This is a genomic window from Planktothrix tepida PCC 9214, assembly GCF_900009145.1.
Taxonomy (GTDB): domain Bacteria; phylum Cyanobacteriota; class Cyanobacteriia; order Cyanobacteriales; family Microcoleaceae; genus Planktothrix; species Planktothrix tepida.
This window is the reverse complement of the sequence record NZ_LN889813.1, coordinates 821,381-842,107: the sequence shown is the minus strand read 5'-3', so window position 1 is coordinate 842,107 and position 20,727 is coordinate 821,381. Positions and strand designations below refer to the sequence as shown.

Here is a 20,727-nt window from a genome sequence, read left to right as displayed (position 1 = left end):
ATCCTTAAGCGTTGTTTCCGGCGATAGGTTTATGATACTCATGCCAATGTTGAGCAATATCAATCCGACGACAGATCCAAACCCGGTCATGATTTTGAATATAATCTAAAAAGCGAGCTAATGCTGCTGCCCGTCCAGGTCTACCCACTAAACGACAATGTAATCCAATACTCATCATTTTAGGTGCGGTTTCTCCTTCAGCATATAACAAATCAAAGGCATCTTTTAAATAGGTAAAAAATTGTTCCCCACTGTTAAAGCCTTGATTTGTAGCAAACCGCATATCATTATTATCCAGGGTATAAGGAATGACTAAATGGGGTTTTCCATAGTCATAAACCCAATAAGGTAAATCATCGGCATAACTATCAGCATCATACAAAAATCCGCCTTCCTCTACGACTAATTTTCGAGTATGGGAACTGGTGCGTCCGGTATACCAACCGAGGGGTCGAGTTCCCGTAACTTCGGTATGAATGGCGATCGCTTTTTGTAAATGTTCCCGTTCCATTTCTTCATTAAAATATTTATAATCAATCCAGCGATACCCATGACTAGCAATTTCCCAGTTTGCTTCTAACATCGCTGCAACAACTTCTCGGTTGCGTTCTAAAGCCATTGCCACCCCATAAACGGTCAGGGGGATATGACGTTGGGTAAACAGCCGATACAGTCGCCAAAATCCGGATCTACTGCCATATTCATAGATAGATTCCATGTTCAAATGGCGCAATCCTTGAAAGGGTTCAGCCCCAATAATTTCTGATAAAAAAGCTTCTGAAGCTTGATCTCCGTGTAGAATACAATTCTCGCCGCCTTCTTCATAATTAATCACAAATTGTACAGCAATTCGGGCTTGATTCGGCCATTTTGGATCGGGGGTATGGCGACCATAACCGATCATATTTCTTGGATAGTGTTTAGACATATTAATATTAATACAAAAAATATTGTTAATTTTATATAGGTCGTAAAATCTTTTCGATCTGAGTTTTTAATTTAGGTAAATTTGGTTCAATAACAGACCAAAAATATTCTTTAATTTTTCAAAATTATTTCTCATAAAGAAATTGCCTCTGTATTTAAAAATAGTATAATTTATTTTATCATAAATTTGATAAATTTTCAAGTCATTTTACTGTTTTAAATAAGAGCGATCGCAAATACAACAAATCTGCTTACTCAAGCTGCCGGGGATCTTCTGAGGGAGGATGCCAGCCAGCCTGAGCCCATAGCGTCCGGGCTTCTTGGATAGAACGTTCTCCTCTATAGCGTTCGTCGTTGAGGTCAAGACGCTCACAAGTGGCTCGACCGATGGGAGTTGTGCCGACAATCTCCGTACCCTCCGCATTCCAGATGAAGTGGTCAGGCCAGTGCTGTTGACGGGGATTAAATAAAGGCAGAATTGCTGAGGTTTCCACATCCCGACCCACAATGAAGTTATAACGACGCTGGTTACAACGGCTACAAGCTAAAGCCAGGTTATCAGAATTGTCAGAGCCACCTAGAGAGCGCGGCTGGATGTGATCGATGGTGAAACGAGAGGTGCTGATTTTCTCAGGAGAGTGACAATATTCGCACAGGTAGCCTGCACGTTTCCGCACGAGTTGCCTTGTCAATTCATTAATAGTCATTGCTCGGCAACTAAGAGGGAATTGAGGTAGGTAAAGATACGGTCAAGTTCCCCGATGGCGTTGAGTTCTGCCTCTTCTTCTAGGGTTAGTGAACCTGTCTTGTTTTTTTCTAGCAAATCTTCGAGGTTAGATTGTAACTCGTCGGTAAATTTGAAGAGTCGAAGGCTATCAACCTTCTCAACTTTAATGCCTGTTTCCAGTAAGGACTGTGGGCTAATCATTACTTGGATCATAATTTTGCTGCTCCAGTACAAAGCACTAGCTTAACTCTAGCAAATTCTGATAATCCGCGATCGCAAATACAATAATATTAAAACAATTAATTGATAGATGTTGGGGTGTAGCGAGAGAGAACGCTCGCACTGCTTTAAGTGATAAAATCATAACTGCTATATTTTACTCTTTATTGTTAAAAAGGTAAGTATTGAACTTGGTTCACTAAATCTTCTGGTTCACTGGCTTTGGCAATTATTTCTAAGTCCCGCACACATTCTCCAACGGTGACAGACTGTTGATGTGCGTAAATAACCCCACTAAACTTTAGCCCCTCTTGCTGGCGACGGTTAGCTATTACTAAAAAATCATCATCTTGGGTAAAGATAACGCGATCAAGTTCTGTGGCGCGTTCGCGTAGCGTCCCGTAGGGAATCAAGTAAAATTGGGTCAGGCGTGCCAGTTCGTCCATCTTCTTGTACTGTGAGAACGTCTATACCGCGCAATTTTAAACCGTTAGTAATTGCTCGACGAATGTGTTCATCCATGTAAAGGGCTAAGGTCATTTAATGAGTCCCTGGGTGCGAAGTTTTTTAACTAAAGCCGATTCACCTGCTTGTTGACGTAACGTTTCAACATTCTCAAATCGTCGCTGTATATCAGCATCTAATTCTTCTTTATTATCCCAATAGTAAGCTAAGGTAGAATAAATTTGACTCATGCTTAAATAGGGATGTTGAAATTTAATTTCTTCGGGACTCCAGCCAAAAGCCAGATGACCGGAAACTAATTCAATTACTTTCATCGTTGTTCCAGCAATGTAGGGAACGTCGTTTTCATTCAGTTCTATATACTTGTGTTGTGTCGTAGTCAATTTCATAAAGTTTGCCTCGTTACTGAATTTAATTATAGCATATTTTCGGCAATTTCTTTTGGAGTGCGATCGCGCTCAATAATTGATATTAATATAAAAATGGGCGATCGCAAATACAATCATATTAAAACAATTAATTGGTAGATGTTGGCTTGTCAATTCATTAATAGTCAGAGGCTCGTTCTTTAGGTAATGTAATCCCTAAGCGTTTTTGTAACGCCTCGATGACTTCTTCAGTAGACTGCTGACCAAGGTGTTTAATTTTTAAGAGGTCTTCTTGAGTATAATCTAGTAAGTCCCTTACTGAGTTGATTTGAGCACGTTTGAGGCAGTTGTAAGACCGAACTGATAACTGTAATTCTTCAATCGGGATTTGACTGGTTGGATCGATATCATCATTTTGATCGCTTTTAATCGATTCCGGGGTGATATTTTTTGACGTAGCTGACTTAGAGGCTCGTTCTTGAGGCAATGTAATCCCTAAGCGTTTTTGTAACGCCTCGATGACTTCTTCCGCAGACTGCTGACCAAAGTTTTTAATTTCTAAGAGGTCTTCTTGAGTATAATCTCGTAAGTCTGCCACTGAACTGATTTGAGCGCGTTTGAGACAGTTGTAAGCCCGAACGGATAACCCTAATTCTTCAATCGAGATTTGATCGATATCATCATTTTGATCGCTTTTAATCGATTCCAGTGTGATATCTTTTAACGGTATAAACAAATCTAATAAAATTGTCGCAGCTTGGCTCAAGGCTTCTTGGGGGGTGTAACTCCCATTTGTCCAAATTTCCAGAATCAGGCGATCTTTTTCTTCATTCCCACCAAACCGCGCTTCCTCAACGATATAATTCACTTTTCGCACAGGCATAAACACCGCATCGATTTGCAGAAAATCTACAGCCGTTGCATCATGACTGCTTTCAATCGCGCGATATCCGGTTCCCTTCTCAACTTGGAATTCCCTTTCCAAGGTTGCCCCAGGAGCCAGGGTAGCGATATATTGGTTTTTGTCTACGACCTCAACCTTTGAAGGTAACTCAAAGTGACCTGCCGTTACCGTCGCTGGGCCTTGAATTTCTAAGCGACCGATTTGTTTTTGGTGGGTATAGCTTTTGAGTACAACTTCTTTCAAGTTTAGGAGAATTTCTAAAACATCTTCCCGAACCCCTTGAATCGTTGCAAACTCATGATTAACACCAGCAACCCGTACTGATGTAATGGCTGCTCCTTCTAAGTTAGAGAGTAAAACCCGTTTAAGAGCATTACCAACTGTCGTCCCTTGACCCCGTTCTAAAGGCTCTAAGACGAATTTTCCGTACTGAGTCCGGTGTGCATCAGTGTTCGATTCAATACACTCAATCTTAAATCCTGCCACCGATGGACTTGGAGTCGGACTTGGAGTCGGACTCGGAGTCGGAGTTGGGCTTGGAGTCGGACTCGGTGTTGGAGTTGGGCTTGGAGTTGGGGTTGGACTTGGTGTTGGACTTGGTGTTGGACTTGGTGTTGGACTTGGTGTTGGACTCGGTGTTGGACTTGGTGTTGCACGTGGAGTCGGACTCGGTGTTGGACGTGATATTTGTTCGGGGTTAGGATGATTTTTGGAATTATCCAATATTTCTCTAACATCTTCTATTGTTTCATCTATTGTTTCACTGACCGTTTTAATCACTTCACCGATGAAAGAGGGTTGACCCGAATTTCTATCACTAAAATCTGGTAGTGGAATATAAACATCTGGCTTTTGAGTCACCCGAACAATTTTAATTTCAGCTAAATCGCTAATATTCTCTGGGATAGCTGTAGCATAAATTTCATAACTTCCATCAGAGGATGCTGAAGGAACAAAATCACCATTCTGATTAATTGTTCCCCCTGTTGCATCCCATTCAATATAATTAGGTTCGATAAAATCTCCCTGCTGATCAAATCCAGTAACTTCAAATTGAAAATGTTGATCAGATTTAATTTCCACTTGTTCTGGCTGAATTCTTAACCTTCTTAAAACAGGAATAACCTGGATATTAACAGAATCACTAATTTGAGCAAAATTAATACAAGAGTTCCCCACCCAATCTAATAAACGAATAGTTCTTTTAATCGCTTGTTTAATCAACCAAGCTTGCACAGCCATTTCAAAATTAAAGAGTTCTGAAGACGAATTTTGCTCAGAAGCGGGTGAGATATTATCAGTTGTTTCAGATTGATCTTCAATCTCTGTTTCCGCAGAATTAGACGATAATACACTTTGAATGTTATCACTCAGAGAAAATAACCGTTCTGCCCAGTAAATACTCCGAGATATTAATTTTGTATAAATGCCAAAGGCTAATATTTTTGAGCGAATATCATACGGAGATAATGGAGAAACTTTAGCTTTTACTTGATATGAGCCTTTATCGTTATTCTTGGCTGTAAATTTCCCATTCTGATCAATTCTTCCCCCTTTTTCTTCCCAAACAATATTTCCGGTTTCAATCTCATTTCCATATTGATCAAACCCAACGACATTAAAAGTTATACTTTCATTAGGTTTAAGAGAAATATTCCGATTAGGATTAATCTGAATTCGTCTTAAAACAGGTAATATATGAACAGTTGCACTAACTTGAAGTAACCCTACTTTGGCGGTTACAGTAACTAGATCTTTTTCATAACCTCCTTTAAAAATTCCCTCTGGGTTAATTCGACCTCCGGCGGTACATTTCCATTCAATATTATTCACCCACATCCAATTTCCAATCTGATCTAAACCCATGACTTGAAACGTGATCGGTTCATTCGGTTCAGCAGAAATAGTCTGCGGTGAAATAATCAGATCAGTTAAAATAGAAGGAACAATAATTTTAGCTGTTGCGCTAATTGTTTGACCGGGTATTGAAGCGGTAACAGTGAATTGTCCTTTACTATTATTCCCAACGGTATAATTTCCATTGTCCTTAATTTTGCCTCCTGTAGCAGTCCAATTGACTCTTTCAATTGAAATAGGATTTCCTCTTTGATCTAAACCCTCAACTGTAAATTTATGGCTTTGACCAGGACACATTTCTATCAATGATGGAGAAATGATCAAAGAGGTTAATCTTGGATGTTCAATAACTTCTACTTGGACAGATCGACTAATGGTTTCAACTTTTGCGGTAATAGTAACTGTTGTTTCAAAGCGACTCGCAATAAATATTCCATTATTAGGAAGTTGTATATTATCAGCCGTCCAAGTAACTTGTCCAATGGAAAAAGGTTGATTATATTGATCAAAGCCTTCCGCACTAAATTGTTGAGTATCACCACAATATAAAGTTGTGATTGAAGGATTAATTGTTAACAATTTTAGTTTAGGTCGTTCACGAATTGTAATTAAAACTTCACAACTAACTGAGTTAACCTGTGCTTTAATTTTAAAGTTAGAACCTGATAGATTTCCAGCTTGGAATAGTCCATTTTTAATTGTTCCTCCTGTAGCAGTCCAACGGACTTGTGCGATGGAAAAAGGTTGATTATATTGATCAAAACCTTTAACATTAAATTGCTGAGATTTACCACAATATAAAGTTGTTGTTGAAGGATTAATTTTTAAGGATGTTAGTTTAGGTCGTTCACGAATTGTAACTGACGCTTGACAACTAACGGTGTTAACTTTCGCTTGAACTGTAAAGTTAGAAGCTGATAAATTTCCAGCCGTAAATAATCCGTTTTTAATGGTTCCTCCTGTAGCAGTCCAATTAATTTGATCAAGTTTAATGGGTTGATTATATTGATCAAAACCTTCAACTTTAAATTGTTGAGATTTACCACAATATAAAGTTGTTGTTGTAGGATTAATGGTTAATGATGTTAGTTTAGGTCGTTCACGAATTGTAACTGACGCTTGACAACTAACCGTGTTAACTTTAGCTTGAACTGTAAAGTTAGAATTTGATGTATTTCCGGCTTGGAATAGTCCATCTTCGACCTCTCCCCCTGTAGCAGTCCAAGTTATGTTTTCAATTTTAATCGGTTTATTATATTGATCAAAGCCTTGAATAGTAAACTCTTGATAGTCACCACAATATAACGTTATTTTTGAAGGATTAATTGTTAACGATCTGAGTTTAGGAGACTCACCTTCTAAAACCTCTAAAACTTTTCCTATTTGCAAATCCAAAAGTTTGATCCAATCCCGACTTCCACTAACAAATAATTTGCCATTAGAACTAACAGCAATAGAACCAATAAATCCAGCATGACCTGTAATTTTACGAGATTGATTGGGGTATTGATTAGGGCTTTGAATATAAATAATTCCATTATGGGTTCCTATCACTTGAATATTACCATTAGGAGTAATATCAAAATCCGTCAGGGTTTGAAATTTTCCCGTAATAGTCTTAACACATTTTAAAGTATTGACGGGGAATTGAGATTGAGATTCATTATTACTCTTTCCAAAAAAGAAACTCAAAACATCGGTTACAAAAGGAATATTAAAATTTTCATTTTTACCTTGAGTTTTGGGATCTTTTTGCCAAATTTTAAGAGTTCCATCTCGACTCCCTGTAACTAAAGATCGATCATCAGAACTAATGGCGACATTTTGAATCCAATCTGAATGTCCTTCAAGAGTTCTTAATAATTGTTTTTGGGTCAAATCCCATACTTTTATCGTTTTATCGGTGCTTCCACTGATTAAAACTTGACTATCGGAACTGATTGCTAAAGAAGATATCCATCCGGTATGACCGTTAAAAGTATGGACGAGTTCTCTTTTTTCTAAATTCCAGACTTTAATGGTTTTATCTGCACTTCCACTAATTAACCGTTGATTATCTGGGGTAATTTTAACGACATTAACCCAACTTGTATGACCTGTAAAAATATGCAAAAGAGTTTTAGTTTTTAAACTCCATAACTTAACGATTTTGTCAATACTACTACTGACTAAATATTGACCATCAGAACTAATCGCAAGGGATAAAACCCAATGGGAATGAGCATCAAGGGTATCAATTAATTTTCCTGTTTCTAAATTCCAAATTCTGATAGTTTTCCAACCACCACCGATGATAATTTTATGTTCTGAACTAATTGCTACAGAGGAAATTGTATCTTCAGGTACAATATTAGGCGATCTCAAATAAACATTTTCAGTTAAATAAGGATTATCACCATACAACACCCAATAAGCGGATTGTTTAACCTGTTCTGAAGGGTCGGTTAATGCTTGTTGCGCTAGTAAATCCAAGCCTGGATCAAATTTCAGACAGTCTGAAAGTGCTTTAAGTCGTTGTTGAACGTCTGGACTGGTGAATTGACGCTGGAGATTCTGGATAGCCTGCTGTTGAGAGGGTTCAGTCATGGTGCTACCTATTACAGGTTATAGATTCATTTTAAATCCATAACTGCATCAAATAACAGAGGTTTTAGTCCAAACCTGCCAAAAAAGTCCTCCCATTCCCTTGTTCCAAGGCTCTGCCTTGGGACACCATTAGGGATGGCTCCGCCTCCGGTATTCTGGTGGCAAAAGCTGAGGCTAATGCTGAAGCTATGTAAGCTAGTATTCAAGAAGTTAAAATAAATTGGAACTTACTATGATGAATCAACCTAAAATTCCTAATGCTGAAGTCAGATTGCATTCTGCTACTAAAATGCGAGATTTATGCAAACGGATTGATACAAATCTTTTAGATTTAGATGAACTCATCTCACAGTTAGAAACGGATATTCGCAAAAGTTCTTTAACCGCTTATCGTTTAGGAAAGTCACAGAAAACTATTAAATAATCAGGACTATTAGTAAAAATACATCACCTAAGTTTGACCCTTTAGCTTTACTCACAACTTTAAACTTTAGGCTTAGATGGTGGTGTAATCTTAAATTTATTTAATAGATCATCAATTTCTAATAATAATTCAAAATCTTCTTGAGGTAATAAATCGTTATTATTATGTTGTTCTAAAAAACTAAACGCCTGTCGAAATTGTTTCGATGTTGCTAGAATAGGAGAATCAAAATGACAAGGAATAATCCGGTTAAAATCCCATTCAGACACTTGATTTGCCCAGATTAACGTTTCTTCGGGGGCACGATTTAAAATTAAAGTTTGTAAAATGGGGGCGACAAATAACCGTCCATTTCCTCTCAATGCTTCAAAAGATTGTTGCCAATTCGGTTTCCATTTAAACGGATAAATCCCAAAATAAGCTTTTTTAGAACGGTCGGGTGCTTGCCAAGATTCTCGAAACGCATCCCCTAATTCTACCGTATCTAATACACTGGGACGAAAATAAAAGGAAAATAACGAGATTCTGTGCCATCCTCGGCGACGGGTGATTTCATTATTTTCTACTTTATGAAAGGTATCATCTTTAGCATGAAAGAGTAACGGATAGGGATCAAGTTGTACAATAGCGGGAGGGGTATCAGGAATGGAAACAATGGTATCGGTTACTAATAGGGTATGGGAACGTTTATGGAAAAAAGCTACTTCTGCAAACCGCCCAACTCCTAATGCTAACGGCCCTAAAATACGATAGTCAAATTCATCGGAAAAGGGTGTTTTTTGGCTATCTAAAGGTAGAATATGAGTCCGTTTTAACGGTAAACCTAACCAACTTAGAGGTAAATTAATCGGAAAACTCCACTGTCCGGGGGCTACAAAAACTTGAGCTTGGGGAAATTTTCGAGCAAAGGGGCCAACAAAAACTTTATGTTCAATTCCTGAAATTGTGGGCAGAATAATATATTTTATATCCCCATGTTCTATGATTAATTGTCTCATTAAACAGAGGCATTCTGGGGTCGGAGCAACGGGAGCATAAACCAACAAACCCCCCTGGTCAAGTTTCACCACCGTCATCCGAATGGGAACCACCACATACAGAATTCCCTGTACCTGTTCAAATGTCCAAATAGTATTGGGAACAACTTCCGTGCGGAGGGTTCGCCGTTGACCGTAGGGATAAATGGGGACAACGGGCCAAAAGGGCCATGAAAACTCCCGAAACGAAAGATTTTGAACAGGTTCTTCTTGGGTTTTCCGACTGTACTCCACTGTTTTCCTAACTCCTGTTTTTTGTAGAGAGCCTTTAAAGATAGACAAAGATAGACAAAGATAGACAAAGATAGACAAAGATAGACGCGCCGTGGCTCGTCTCTACTTTAGGATATCGGAATTTGTTCTAAACTTTCATATTCATCTAAAATCCCGTTTGGGGGTTCCTCTCGATGCACTAAAATTCCGCGTATTCCTAGAGCTTTTGCGCCTTGATAATCAGCTTTTAAACTATCACCAATATGCCAAGCTTCTTCCGGTGAACAGTCATGTTTATTTAAAGCAATTTGGAAGATTTGAGAACTGGGTTTTGCGGCTCCTGCTTCGGTTGAAATGGTCACAGATTTAAAAAAATCAGCTAAATTTAAGGCTTCTAAAACGGGATATAATCGGGAATCAAAGTTGGATAATACCCCTAATTCTATTCCTTGTTCTTGCCAATATTTTAATTGAGGGGGAACATCAGCATAAACAAACCAAGGTTTTTCCGTTTCAAAATAACTGTATAAGGCTTGAAAAAATACAGAAAAGTCTGTAAAATTATCATAGAGTCCAACGGTTTTAAAGGTTTGTTCAGCGATCGCTTTCCACCACTCAAATTCTAATTGCGGAATTTCACCGGGCTCTGCTCCTGGAAACGCCATACTCGGAGAAGCTAAAAAACATTGAAAAAAGACTTGATCTAAAATTTCGGCTTCAGCTTTTACCCCAAATTCATCAGCAATGATTCGGTACGCTTCCCCCACACTATGACGCACTCCGAACAATGTACCAACAGCATCTAAAAAAATAACACGGGGTTTTTCGGGTGCAGAATGTTCCAGGTTAATCATGGTCAACTTTCTAATGATTTAACGGTTAAATCAGAAACCGGGTTACTACAAAATAGATTTTAACAGAAAAACCCGGTTTCTCAATTTTTATTCCCCCGTTCCTATTTTTTGATCCATTGAGATTAATAAATCCTGCAACGGGCGCGTGATCCAATTAACCGCAACTCGAATCTGATGATCTAAGGTCGGGAAACGATATAAATAAATTAATCGTCGGGCTAAATGGGCAAATTGACCTTCTAATTGAATCCCTAAACCTGTTAAGGTGGCGTTATCTGTTCCTAATGTCATCATTTCCCCTAAGCCAGTATAACGGAAGGGTAATAAAGGTCTTTGTGTTAATAACGCCCAAAGATTCCACCCGGTATAATCTGCTTGTTGAAAAGCGGCTTGGGCTGTGGTTGGAATTGTTTGACCGTCCGCATCTTTACAATCTGCTAAATCTCCTAATGCAAAAATTTCAGGATGATCAATCACTTGTAAGGTTGAGGTTGTAACAATTTGACCCCGTTGGTTTTGTTTTAAAGGAAGCTCTCGGACGACAGGAGAAACTTTTGTTCCCACTGTCCACAATACAATATCAACCGGAATCTCATCAATTTGACCTCGATATTCTAGGGAAATTCTATCTGCTTCAATGGCGGCGACAGTGGTTTCTAAATCGATCCAAACTTGCCGTTCTGATAAAGCATTTCTAGCGGCTTCTCGATTAAATTCGGGGGAGGTTTTTAAGATTTCCTCTGATTGTTCAATAATTCTAATCCGGGCTTTTGTTCCTAAGCGATCAGCCAATTTACAAGCTAATTCTACGCCACTATAACCTCCGCCAACAATTGCCACCCGAATTTTATCTTGATTTGAGGTTTCTAGCCGTCGCAACTGTTCTTCTAAACGGTAAGCATCCGCAATGGTTCGGAAAGGAATCGCATAATCTTTGACACCCGCCACTAAATCTAAAGGCGTTTCGCTTCCCATTGCCAATACTAAATAATCATAAGGAATTGAAGTGTTGTTTTCCAGTTTAACTTGTTTATCGTCAATGTCAATTTTGCTAACAACTCCCTGACAAAACCGCACATTTGTATCTTTTAACAGATCTTCAAAAGCAGGGGAAATTTCCCAGGCTTGTAGTTCATTCGTCAGCAGTTCATACAGCAGAGGTAAAAATAAGAAATGGTCATTCTGATCCACCAGAACAATTTCCGGTTCCTGGGATTTTTCCCAAGGAAGTTGACTCAAACGTAAGGCGGTGTAGAGTCCACCAAAGCCTCCACCAAGGATACAGATGCGGGTTTGCTGTTCAGTCATATTAGAATCTATGGTTTCTCGGAGTCGGGCCGTTTCTTTAAACTAGGATAGCAATTTTAATCAGAAAATGTTAAGTATTGCTACAAGGACGAAAATGAATTCCCTTTGTTTGGTAAAACATCTTAGCTATAACGATTAATTTCCATTGGCTACAGTTTAAAAAACTTTAGGAGATGATTCCATGATGCTTTTAGCCGCCGCTACTAACACTCCCGTTACTCACGCTTGGAGTCCCACCATCGCGATTGTAATGATTTTGTCCAATATTGTAGCGATCGCCATTGGTAAATTCTCAATTCAGCACCCCAATGCTGGCCCTCAATTACCCTCTTCTAATCTGTTTGGTGGGTTTGGCTTACCTGCGGTTTTAGCAACTACAAGTTTTGGTCATATTTTAGGGGCGGGTGTGATTTTAGGATTATCCAGTTTGGGAGTCATTTAACCCATTTTAGATGTAGGGTGCATCCCCATGCACCTGATAAATTCTACTTTTAATGATAACAGAAATACTCCTCCCCAGCCCCGCTATTTTCTAGGGGCTATTTTATTATGATTGATGATAATCCTGTCCTGACCCATATTGCCAAGCTTCCAACCAACGATAATAATAATATTGAGAAGCCGGAGGTAATTTTTGGAACAGAGGTTCTAGGGTTTTGGCAACTGGATATAAACCCGTATAAAGCCCTAAATTCCAGTAGTGAATTGTCCAATTAATTAAAGAGGTTAACCCCACTTGTGGAATAATTTTAAAAATCAAACCGGGATGATTAATCGCCGTTTTAGATAAGGTTTTAGTTAACGCTAAAAACTGTACCACATCTTGCAAAAAGGGTTTTAAAATTGGTTCTCCCAATTCTTCCATTTCTTGGAATACCGTTGCTAATAACTGATTAATTTGTTCTGGGTTAAGGGTTTGTTTAACCCCCACACTCATCGACCGTTGAAATAACCAAGTAACGGATAAACTAGGTTGATAGGGTTGTAATAAAGATAAGGCATTTTGGCTTAATTGATCAGTTGTTAACGCTTGATCAATACCATTCGTTAACCGTTGTAAATGACGTACCATCGCCCCAAAGCCTCCAAAACTTAACGGAGATTGATTTCCGCTACTATCTCCAATGGCAAAAACACGATTCAAAGGCATTTTTAACGGGCTATTTTTATAACAAGGAAAAAACCCAAATAACGCTCGTTTAAAGGTTAATTGATGAAGTTCAATCTGTTGATATTCAGGTAAGAGTTTAAAATAATCTTCAAACAAAGATTCTAAACTGAATCGTTGGGGGTCAGCATCTAAATAGGTAAATAAATAAGTCGTTCTTCCGTCTCTCGCGGGAAACGCTTCCCAGAAATATTGACATTGATTTTGTAAAGGAGTAAAAGAGGCAAAAATATCACCTGTTTCATTATTAGGATAACCCGTTGCACAGGTTCCCACCACTAAACAAACTGCATCAGGTTTTTGTCCTTGTCTGGCTTGTCGAACTAAAGGGGAAAAATTACCCATTGCATCAATTAATAAACGGGTTTTTAGAATGATTGACCTCTCCCCTAACCCCTCTCCTGCAAGGCGAGGGGAATGAATTTCGGTTACATTTACCGCCACGCCATCAGGATGAATAATAGCCGATTCATAAGCCGTATTTTCTAATAAGATTCCTCCGGCTTCTAAAAACCGATTTTTGAGAGTTTCTAATAAATAAACTGGATCAACTCCAATATTAAGAACATCTTTCACCCAAATCTCAATATTATTCGGAAAGCTTAAACGGGCTGGGTTATATTCTGTTGCGATCGCTGTTTTTAATTCTACCTCAGACAGTAAATTTAAGTCAATAAAAACCTCTAATTCCTTGCGAGAAATATTCCATTCTTGTTCCCGTCCTTGCAATTTTCCACGTTCTAATACCGCTACTCGCCACCCTTTCATCGCTAAGGTTGTACCGATTAAAATTCCCAGAGTCCCCCCACCAATAACAACATCATAATCCACCGTTTCCAAGCGTTGAGATTCCTCTTTAACGGTATTAGGAAGGGGAAGACTATTATTTTTTAAACCCGTCCATAGTTCATCTGCTTTCCGTAAACCGTTCAAAGGGTTTCCAGGGATTTGAGATAAAATTTCTTCAGTGAGAGACATAGCAGTTAGAATAAACTATTCTTAATAGGATAATCGATTTTACATTTTGATCAACTCTCAGTAACGAAAAGACGTAAAAAATCTTTGATCTCATCCAGAACAGGGTGATTAAAATTCCAGATATCTTGTTTATTTTCCATAATATAGTTAAAATTTGTCATGCTGCATTTTCGTTCTGCTTGATATCGATCTCGACGGGAACAAGTATCAAATCTAAGATAAAGACTAATCCAAAATTTATCATAGTCTTTATCACTAATCGATTTATTATTACTTTTTAAACAAGTTCGCCAACTGTCTAAACAATCTGCATAAAGAGATTCTTGGGTTTTAATCAGTTTTAAAACAGTTTCTAACTCTCCTTGACCTTCTACATTAGTAAAATAGCAAGCGATTTTAATAGAATCATAGTCAGGAATATTGACCGTTATAAATTGTGATATATCAGAAAATTCATGATTTAAAGGAAAAACCTGCCCTAAACATTGATTAATAAATTGTAAACGGTCTTGCTTAGAATAGTGATCAATATCGATCACAATTCCAATTTTACTAATTTGTCTTTTCTGGATATCAGCTAACAAGGACTTTAAAGCCTCTACTAGCCTTTTTTCACTTAATCCTTCTAAACACTCATAGTCATCAATACAAATAGGAGCATCAATCTCAATATCATAATTTAGCTTTTTAATTAGAGCTTGAAGAAAAAATTTATCATTTTTACTTTCCACAATTAAAAGATTACTCACCTCTAACTCCTTTTCCATGTTCTAAAGCATATTTTAGAGTTTCTACATCCCTTTTAATCCCTATAATATTGTTGGTTTTAGGATGTCTGGCTAGTTCAAAATAAGCACTCATTTCCTCATCTGTTTCTAAGCCTACATCTCCAAAAGCTTGAATCATTTCTAAACTGTGGGTAGTGGCAAAAATTTGAGTATCTAGTGCTTGTGATAGCCGAAATAAGGTTCTCCAGAATTCTCGTTGATTAGTATAATGTATCCCATTTTCTATTTCATCAATTAATAAAATTTTATGATTATTATTAATTAATTTTAAAATCATAGTTGTAGCCCGAATAATAGCATCTCCATAAAGTGAAATCGGTAAACGACGTTTATTGATGCTTCTTAAATATAAAGTAGGTTCACCAATCAAAAAACTATCGACTTCTTGAATTGATGAATCAAGAATTTGTAATAATTTTAAAACTTCACCATCTTTTTCATCTAAACGAGCTTTATCATAAGCTTCAGCTAACTCTTGATTCGACATTCTTAAACCAGAGGGGATAATGGGTATATCAATGGAGTCTGAACCATTCACTGAAATTATTCCGTTAGAGCTTGAAATTACCGAAGATTCAGATATTTTCTCTTGATTTTGAATGACTTTAATATTAAGTGATGTTACTGATTCATTTTGAGAAATAAAGTCAATCAATTTTTTTATATCTTGTTGATCTTCAGAGTTAATTGTATCCGAAATAGAAAGCTCTATCGTTTTCAAATTTTCTGAATCTCCACCACTAATTTTTATTTGCCCTTGATGGCTTTGATCTAAAAAAAAATTATCCCAAGTCCGTTCAGGTCTTGATTTTGAAATCTCTGAAGATTCTCTCCTAATTTTCTTCAGTTCAATTATACTTTTAGGGCGAGGAAAGTTATGCAGCAGTAAAGCTTCTAAAAAAGCTGTTTTTCCTGCGTTATTTTTACCTCCAATTAAATTCACTCGTTTAAACCCTAAAATTTTAGTATCTTCAAAACATCTAAAATTTTGAATTTCTATATGTTCAAGCATATTAATCAAATTGTGCTGTAAAAATAGCCCTAATCTACTTTAACTTTAGCACATTGAGTCTAGAAGTTGTCTAGCTCGTTTTACTATTTAGCACGACTAGCAGCTAAACGCGCATAATCCAGATTTTTTTGATACTGAATAACCCGTTGTTGTGCTTTCCCATAATTAACATCAGAAGTCGAAACCGCTTTCATATTTTCAATGGCTTTTTCCCATTGACTAGCTACAAATTCCCATTCATCTTTTGATTTAGAAGTTTGTGTTAATAACGCTGCGGTATTCGCTTCATTTAACCCTTGTTGAAAATAAGTTTCTGGTGGTTTTAAGGATGGAGTTAGAGGTTGGTAATTAGACTCTAAACGACTTTGATCTTGTTGAATTTGTTCTTGAGCAATTCCATCACGGTTTAAATAAGCCTCAGTTTGGGTTGCGCTATTTTTATTAACAATATTTTCAGTTTTTCTCCCTTCAGGAAGATAAGAAACAACCCAAGAACGTACCGTTTTAATATTTTCTATGTTTTTAGAATACAGAGGAATGGATACCGCCGCAATTAAACCAATACATCCCATTAAAATCACATTTTTTTTCAATTGAGGATTATGGCGAATCAGATATTCAATTTGATAGAGATACAAAATGCAAATAATCTGTAATAATCCTGCTGATTCTACCCATTGCTGATGCTCTCGAAAACGACACGCTTGAACTTGAAAGTTGTCTATAATGTAAGAATAGCAATTCTCAATTGGATAAAAGGGAATTAAAATGCCTAAAACAATGAGTATAGATAACAAGAAGACAATTAAAGCATAAATTCCTTCCCATAAACTTCTATAATGGGGTGTCCAAGGGGAAAAATACCGCAATGATCGATTAAAAATCCAGTGGTGCGCGTAGGAATAAATGACTCCAGAGATTAAAAATGCGATTCCCAATGATTGTAAAAATGGTCGAGGATCAATTTCAATATCTGAAGTTAATCCCCCTATCAATGCTCCCCAAAATAGGGTAATTTTAGCAACAGAGATAATCCAAACGATTAGCAGAATGGTTCTCAACCAAGAATTGGGATAGGGAAACCAAACTGGCCATTTTAACCCCTGAAAAAAAGTGAAGGTGGATTTTTTTTGATGGGGTTTAGTTTTTTGCTCTAAACTAATACATTCAGTCCAAATCGGTTCCTCTAGTGCTAGTTCTTTACCTTGAATAACAACTGATTTAATATAAGGACAGTTTAATTTTTGCATGATCCTCTCAACAACTGCAACAGATTCTTGTTGTGGAGAAACAGGGGTAGATTCTAAGCTAATTTCCAGATAATCTTGCTTGAATTCTGCAAAAGCAATAATTTCTTGTTCTGTCATTAAATAAGTGATTAGTCTAGCAATCTCTTGCGGATCACCTTGTTTGGCTAGGTCAAATGATGGTTTATTTGTCATAATTTGTGTTTGAGGTAGATGGAAAGCAGCAGAGAGGGGGGGTGATGTGGAGAATGGAAGCGGGTAGAAATATTGATCAAGGGTTCAGCAGAAGCGATCGCTCAAAGTTCCCAATATCAGAATAGAGGATAAAATCATAAAAATAAACCGTAAATTTACTGAATTTTATCTGTAATATGTAGGGTGCGTAAGCTGCATCGCACGCACCCTATATTAATTCAATACAACAGGCCATTGTAACCTTTAGTCATCGCAGCACACGCACCATCTATTGATTCAATACAATAATAATCATCCTGCTTAAAACATACCCTACAAGGATATTATTAAAATGAAACGCACATTAACCATTCTTAAACATTATTTACAAACAAAATATTTTAGACAATTCAACAGCCGAGAACAATTATTAACTTGGCAAAATCAACAGGTTCAGAAGTTTTTCAATAAGGTTTTGCCAAAATCTCCCTTTTATCAACAGTATTATCAAGGTTTAGAAATTTCTGATTGGCAAAATTTTCCGATGATTGATAAAGCAAAAATGATGGAAAACTTTGATCAACTTAATACCGTTGGAATTTCAGCCTCAGAAGCCTTTGAAATAGCGTTAAAAGCTGAACAAACACGGGATTTTAACTCTAATTTATACGGCTATACCGTTGGATTATCAACGGGAACCAGTGGAAATCGAGGATTATTTTTAGTTAGTTCTCAGGAACAATGGATTTGGGCTGGAACCATTTTAGCTAAATTATTACCCAATTTTATTTTATACCCTGAAAAAATTGCATTTTTTCTGAGGGCAAATAGTCGATTATATGAAACGGTAAAAAGTCGGCATTTGCAGTTCCAATTCTTTGATTTATTAGACCCAATTACCAACCATATTCAACGATTAAATCATTATCAACCCACACTTTTAGTTGCACCTGCTTCTTTATTAAGATTATTAGCGGAATCTCAAGCACAAGGCTGTTTAAAAATATCACCAAAAAAAATAGTTTCTGTTGCAGAAGTGCTTGATCCTTTAGATGCTGATTATATGAGCGGTGTTTTTAATCAAATGATTCATCAAGTTTATCAATGTACAGAAGGATTTTTAGGTTATACCTGTGATTATGGAACTTTACATCTCAATGAGGATATTGTTGCTATTCAGAAAGACTATTTAGATGATAATCAATCTCGATTTATGCCGATTATAACCGATTTTAGACGCAAAACGCAACCGATAATCCGTTATAAACTGAATGATATTTTAGTCGAACGTAAAACACCCTGTCAATGTGGATCAATATTAATGGCAATTGAACGAATTGAAGGACGACAGGATGATATTTTTTATCTACCTCATCAGTCTACAAATGAATGGGTAAGAATTTTTCCTGATTTTATTCGGAGGACAATTATTATGGTTTCTGCGGATATTGAAGATTATCAAGTCATGCAGTTAAGTTTTAATCGGATAGAAGTTGCTTTGAAAGTTAGAAATCGAGAAAAAGATGTGATTCAAGAAGAGGTTAAGAAATCGTTAAAATCACTTTTTGAACGTCTGCACTGTGAGATGCCTGAAATTGTATTTCTTGATGAATTTCCGGCTATTCCAATAGGTCAAAAACGCCGAAGAGTTTGGCAACTTCAGAAACCGGGTTTCTAAAACTTTAATTTATCTGCTAATTCCCTTAAATACTGTTGTCGCCATTGAGCATCTTTTTTGCGATTTGTTGGGATTTCTAAGATTCTAATTCCTGTTTCGGGAAGCGGATTTAAACGTTGTTGTAGTTGTTCCCAAGATTTAATTTGTTCATACTCAACATTATAAGTAGTGGCTAATTGAGCAAAATTAATATTTTGAGGGGTGGCAAAATAATCTTCAAAGGGAGGATTAAATTGAGAAATGGGTAACATTTCAAAAATCCCACCGCCATTATTATTAATTAAAATAATCGTTAAATGACCGATGAATTTGTTGCTGATTAAAAATCCATTGGTGTCATGGAGTAAAGCTAAATCTCCGGTTAATAAAATACTACTTTGCTGATGATGGGCTATTCCTAACGCAGTGGATAAAGTCCCATCAATCCCATTTGCACCCCGATTAAAAAAGGGTTGAATATTTAAAGAATTAGGAGCCCAAAAGAATTCTACATCTCGGACTGGCATACTATTAGCAATAAAAATGGGGGTGTTTTGAGGTAGAATTTGAGGCAGCAACCAAGCAACTTTAGGTTCTATTAATAAGTTAATAGGTTCTAATTGTTGATCAATGGTAGTTCTCGCTTGAGCTTCTAACTCACACCAAAGATGACAATAGAATTGAGATTCAGTCAAATTTAAGGTGTCTGGAGCTTCCCGGCGATAAATTTGTTCTGATAACTGTTCAATTGATATTCTTAAATGGGTTGTTTTTCCATGCAACCCATCTAAATTCTGATAGCTAGGGTCAAGGATAAAATAATCGGGTTGTTGTTGTTCTAACCAGTTTCTCAGGGTTTTACTGGTGGGTAAATCTCCAATTTGAATCACAACTTGAGGCGCAAGTTTTTCGGCTAAGGTAGAATTTCTTAAGATTAAATCATAGGTTGAAATTAAATAGGGATTTAGGTTAGAATAATTCCTAACGGGAGATAATCCTTCGGCTAATACGGGGTAGTTTAACTGTTGAGAAAGGTGGGTGATAGCTTGACAATAAACTTCTGAATTTTGAGGTTGTGCCACCCCAGCAATAATAATTCCTTGGGAATAATTATACCAGAGTTTAAAATAATCAGAAGCATGAAAACTCGATAAAACAGGAGCTTTGATCAGATTAATTTTGGTAAAAAAATCATCAGGAAATACACTTTTTAAAGCTGTGGCTTCCGCTTGAGAAACGGGATGTAACGGGTCACGAAAAGGTATATTCAGATGGACAACGCCAGGGATGGGAAGTTGCGATCGCTCCCAAGCATAAATTAAGGTTTGTCGCAAATAACGTAACAATCCTAAATCTAAACTCGGAACCGTTAATTCTGTTTGAAAGTTAGGATAATTCCCATATAATTTAACTTGATCAATAGTTTGACCTGCATGACAATCTCGTAATTCCGGGGGACGATCTGCTGTTAGAATTAATAAAGGTACTCGGCTTTCTTTTGCTTCGATAATAGCCGGATAAAAATTAGCACTGGCGGTTCCTGACGTACACACTAAAACCGTCGGTAAACCCGATCTTTTTGCAATTCCTAACGCAAAAAAACAGGCAGACCGTTCATCTAAAATCGGAATCGTTTCTATGCTAGAATGTTGAGCAAAAGCAAGGGTTAAAGGAGTAGAACGGGAACCGGGACAAAGAATGGCTGTTTTTAATCCTAATTGAGCGAGGGTTTCCACTAATATGGATGCCCAAACTGTGTTAATATTACGAAAGTCAATCATTTTATCTCAAGTATTTTTAAGTTTAATTTAATA

16 protein-coding genes and 3 pseudogenes are annotated in these 20,727 nt (G+C 37.1%); 3 read left to right on the top strand and 16 right to left on the bottom strand.

Annotated features, from left to right (window positions below):
- Positions 1–4 precede the first annotated feature (4 nt).
- The 8 genes and pseudogenes from puuE to PL9214_RS32495 form a co-directional block, all read right to left on the bottom strand.
- Positions 5–928, bottom strand: a complete 924-nt coding sequence (gene puuE / locus PL9214_RS26305) for an allantoinase PuuE (protein WP_072722231.1) — start codon at positions 926–928, stop codon at positions 5–7.
- A 250-nt stretch (positions 929–1,178) separates the two neighbouring features.
- Positions 1,179–1,604, bottom strand: a complete 426-nt coding sequence (locus tag PL9214_RS26300; protein ID WP_245824372.1) for an HNH endonuclease — start codon at positions 1,602–1,604, stop codon at positions 1,179–1,181.
- A 26-nt stretch (positions 1,605–1,630) separates the two neighbouring features.
- Positions 1,631–1,867: a hypothetical protein gene (locus tag PL9214_RS26295; RefSeq protein WP_072722229.1), complete on the bottom strand. Its 237-nt coding sequence runs from the start codon at positions 1,865–1,867 to the stop codon at positions 1,631–1,633.
- Between the two features lie 176 nt (positions 1,868–2,043).
- Complete coding sequence (locus PL9214_RS32945) at positions 2,044–2,319, bottom strand: hypothetical protein (RefSeq protein ID WP_306341371.1); 276 nt, start codon at positions 2,317–2,319, stop codon at positions 2,044–2,046.
- Between the two features lie 90 nt (positions 2,320–2,409).
- A complete protein-coding gene (locus PL9214_RS26285; RefSeq protein ID WP_072722228.1) occupies positions 2,410–2,727 on the bottom strand; it encodes a DUF433 domain-containing protein in 318 nt (105 codons plus the stop codon).
- 157 nt (positions 2,728–2,884) lie between these two features.
- A pseudogene (locus PL9214_RS30865) lies at positions 2,885–3,112 on the bottom strand (DNA-directed RNA polymerase subunit alpha C-terminal domain-containing protein); the annotation flags it as partial.
- Positions 3,113–3,166: 54 nt separating this feature from the next.
- Positions 3,167–4,096, bottom strand: a pseudogene (locus tag PL9214_RS26275) (DNA-directed RNA polymerase subunit alpha); the annotation flags it as partial.
- Between the two features lie 2,790 nt (positions 4,097–6,886).
- Positions 6,887–8,053, bottom strand: a pseudogene (locus PL9214_RS32495) (WD40 repeat domain-containing protein); the annotation flags it as partial.
- Positions 8,054–8,285: 232 nt separating this feature from the next.
- Between PL9214_RS32495 and PL9214_RS26245 the strand changes: the two are divergent.
- Positions 8,286–8,477 carry a hypothetical protein gene (locus tag PL9214_RS26245; RefSeq protein WP_072722227.1) on the top strand — a complete coding sequence of 64 codons (192 nt, stop codon included), beginning with the start codon at positions 8,286–8,288 and terminating at the stop codon, positions 8,475–8,477.
- Between the two features lie 59 nt (positions 8,478–8,536).
- Here PL9214_RS26245 and PL9214_RS26240 read toward each other — a convergent pair whose 3' ends face one another.
- From PL9214_RS26240 to PL9214_RS26230, 3 genes are all read right to left on the bottom strand, one after another.
- On the bottom strand, positions 8,537–9,748 hold the full coding sequence (locus PL9214_RS26240) for a DUF4336 domain-containing protein (RefSeq protein ID WP_072722226.1): 1,212 nt from the start codon (positions 9,746–9,748) through the stop codon (positions 8,537–8,539).
- 107 nt (positions 9,749–9,855) lie between these two features.
- Positions 9,856–10,581 carry an HAD-IA family hydrolase gene (locus PL9214_RS26235; RefSeq protein WP_072722225.1) on the bottom strand — a complete coding sequence of 242 codons (726 nt, stop codon included), beginning with the start codon at positions 10,579–10,581 and terminating at the stop codon, positions 9,856–9,858.
- An 87-nt stretch (positions 10,582–10,668) separates the two neighbouring features.
- Entirely contained in the window at positions 10,669–11,889 is a 1,221-nt protein-coding gene (locus PL9214_RS26230) for an NAD(P)/FAD-dependent oxidoreductase (protein WP_072722224.1), read from the bottom strand.
- A gap of 181 nt (positions 11,890–12,070) precedes the next feature.
- Between PL9214_RS26230 and psaK the strand changes: the two genes are divergently transcribed.
- Positions 12,071–12,331 carry a photosystem I reaction center subunit PsaK gene (gene psaK, locus PL9214_RS26225; RefSeq protein WP_072722223.1) on the top strand — a complete coding sequence of 87 codons (261 nt, stop codon included), beginning with the start codon at positions 12,071–12,073 and terminating at the stop codon, positions 12,329–12,331.
- Between the two features lie 105 nt (positions 12,332–12,436).
- On the opposite strand, the gene PL9214_RS26220 is transcribed toward psaK, so the two are convergent.
- The 4 genes from PL9214_RS26220 to PL9214_RS26205 all read right to left on the bottom strand — a co-directional run bounded on the left by PL9214_RS26220 (position 12,437) and on the right by PL9214_RS26205 (position 17,277).
- Positions 12,437–14,035 carry an NAD(P)/FAD-dependent oxidoreductase gene (locus PL9214_RS26220; protein WP_072722222.1) on the bottom strand — a complete coding sequence of 533 codons (1,599 nt, stop codon included), beginning with the start codon at positions 14,033–14,035 and terminating at the stop codon, positions 12,437–12,439.
- Positions 14,036–14,085: 50 nt separating this feature from the next.
- Positions 14,086–14,784 (bottom strand): DUF3226 domain-containing protein, encoded by a 699-nt coding sequence (locus PL9214_RS26215; RefSeq protein WP_072722354.1) that lies wholly within the window; start codon positions 14,782–14,784, stop codon positions 14,086–14,088.
- Positions 14,777–15,835, bottom strand: a complete 1,059-nt coding sequence (locus PL9214_RS26210) for an AAA family ATPase (RefSeq protein WP_072722221.1) — start codon at positions 15,833–15,835, stop codon at positions 14,777–14,779. Before PL9214_RS26210 ends, PL9214_RS26215 begins: the two co-directional genes overlap by 8 nt.
- An 83-nt stretch (positions 15,836–15,918) precedes the next feature.
- A complete protein-coding gene (locus PL9214_RS26205) occupies positions 15,919–17,277 on the bottom strand; it encodes a hypothetical protein (protein ID WP_072722220.1) in 1,359 nt (452 codons plus the stop codon).
- A 331-nt stretch (positions 17,278–17,608) separates the two neighbouring features.
- Between PL9214_RS26205 and PL9214_RS26200 the strand changes: the two genes are divergently transcribed.
- The gene (locus tag PL9214_RS26200; protein ID WP_072722219.1) at positions 17,609–18,934 is read left to right on the top strand and encodes a F390 synthetase-related protein; all 1,326 of its coding nucleotides are present in this window, start codon (positions 17,609–17,611) and stop codon (positions 18,932–18,934) included.
- Here PL9214_RS26200 and menD read toward each other — a convergent pair.
- The gene (menD, locus tag PL9214_RS26195; protein ID WP_072722218.1) at positions 18,931–20,694 is read right to left on the bottom strand and encodes a 2-succinyl-5-enolpyruvyl-6-hydroxy-3-cyclohexene-1-carboxylic-acid synthase; all 1,764 of its coding nucleotides are present in this window, start codon (positions 20,692–20,694) and stop codon (positions 18,931–18,933) included. The two genes, PL9214_RS26200 and menD, sit on opposite strands and share 4 nt — an antisense overlap.
- Positions 20,695–20,727: the final 33 nt, after the last annotated feature.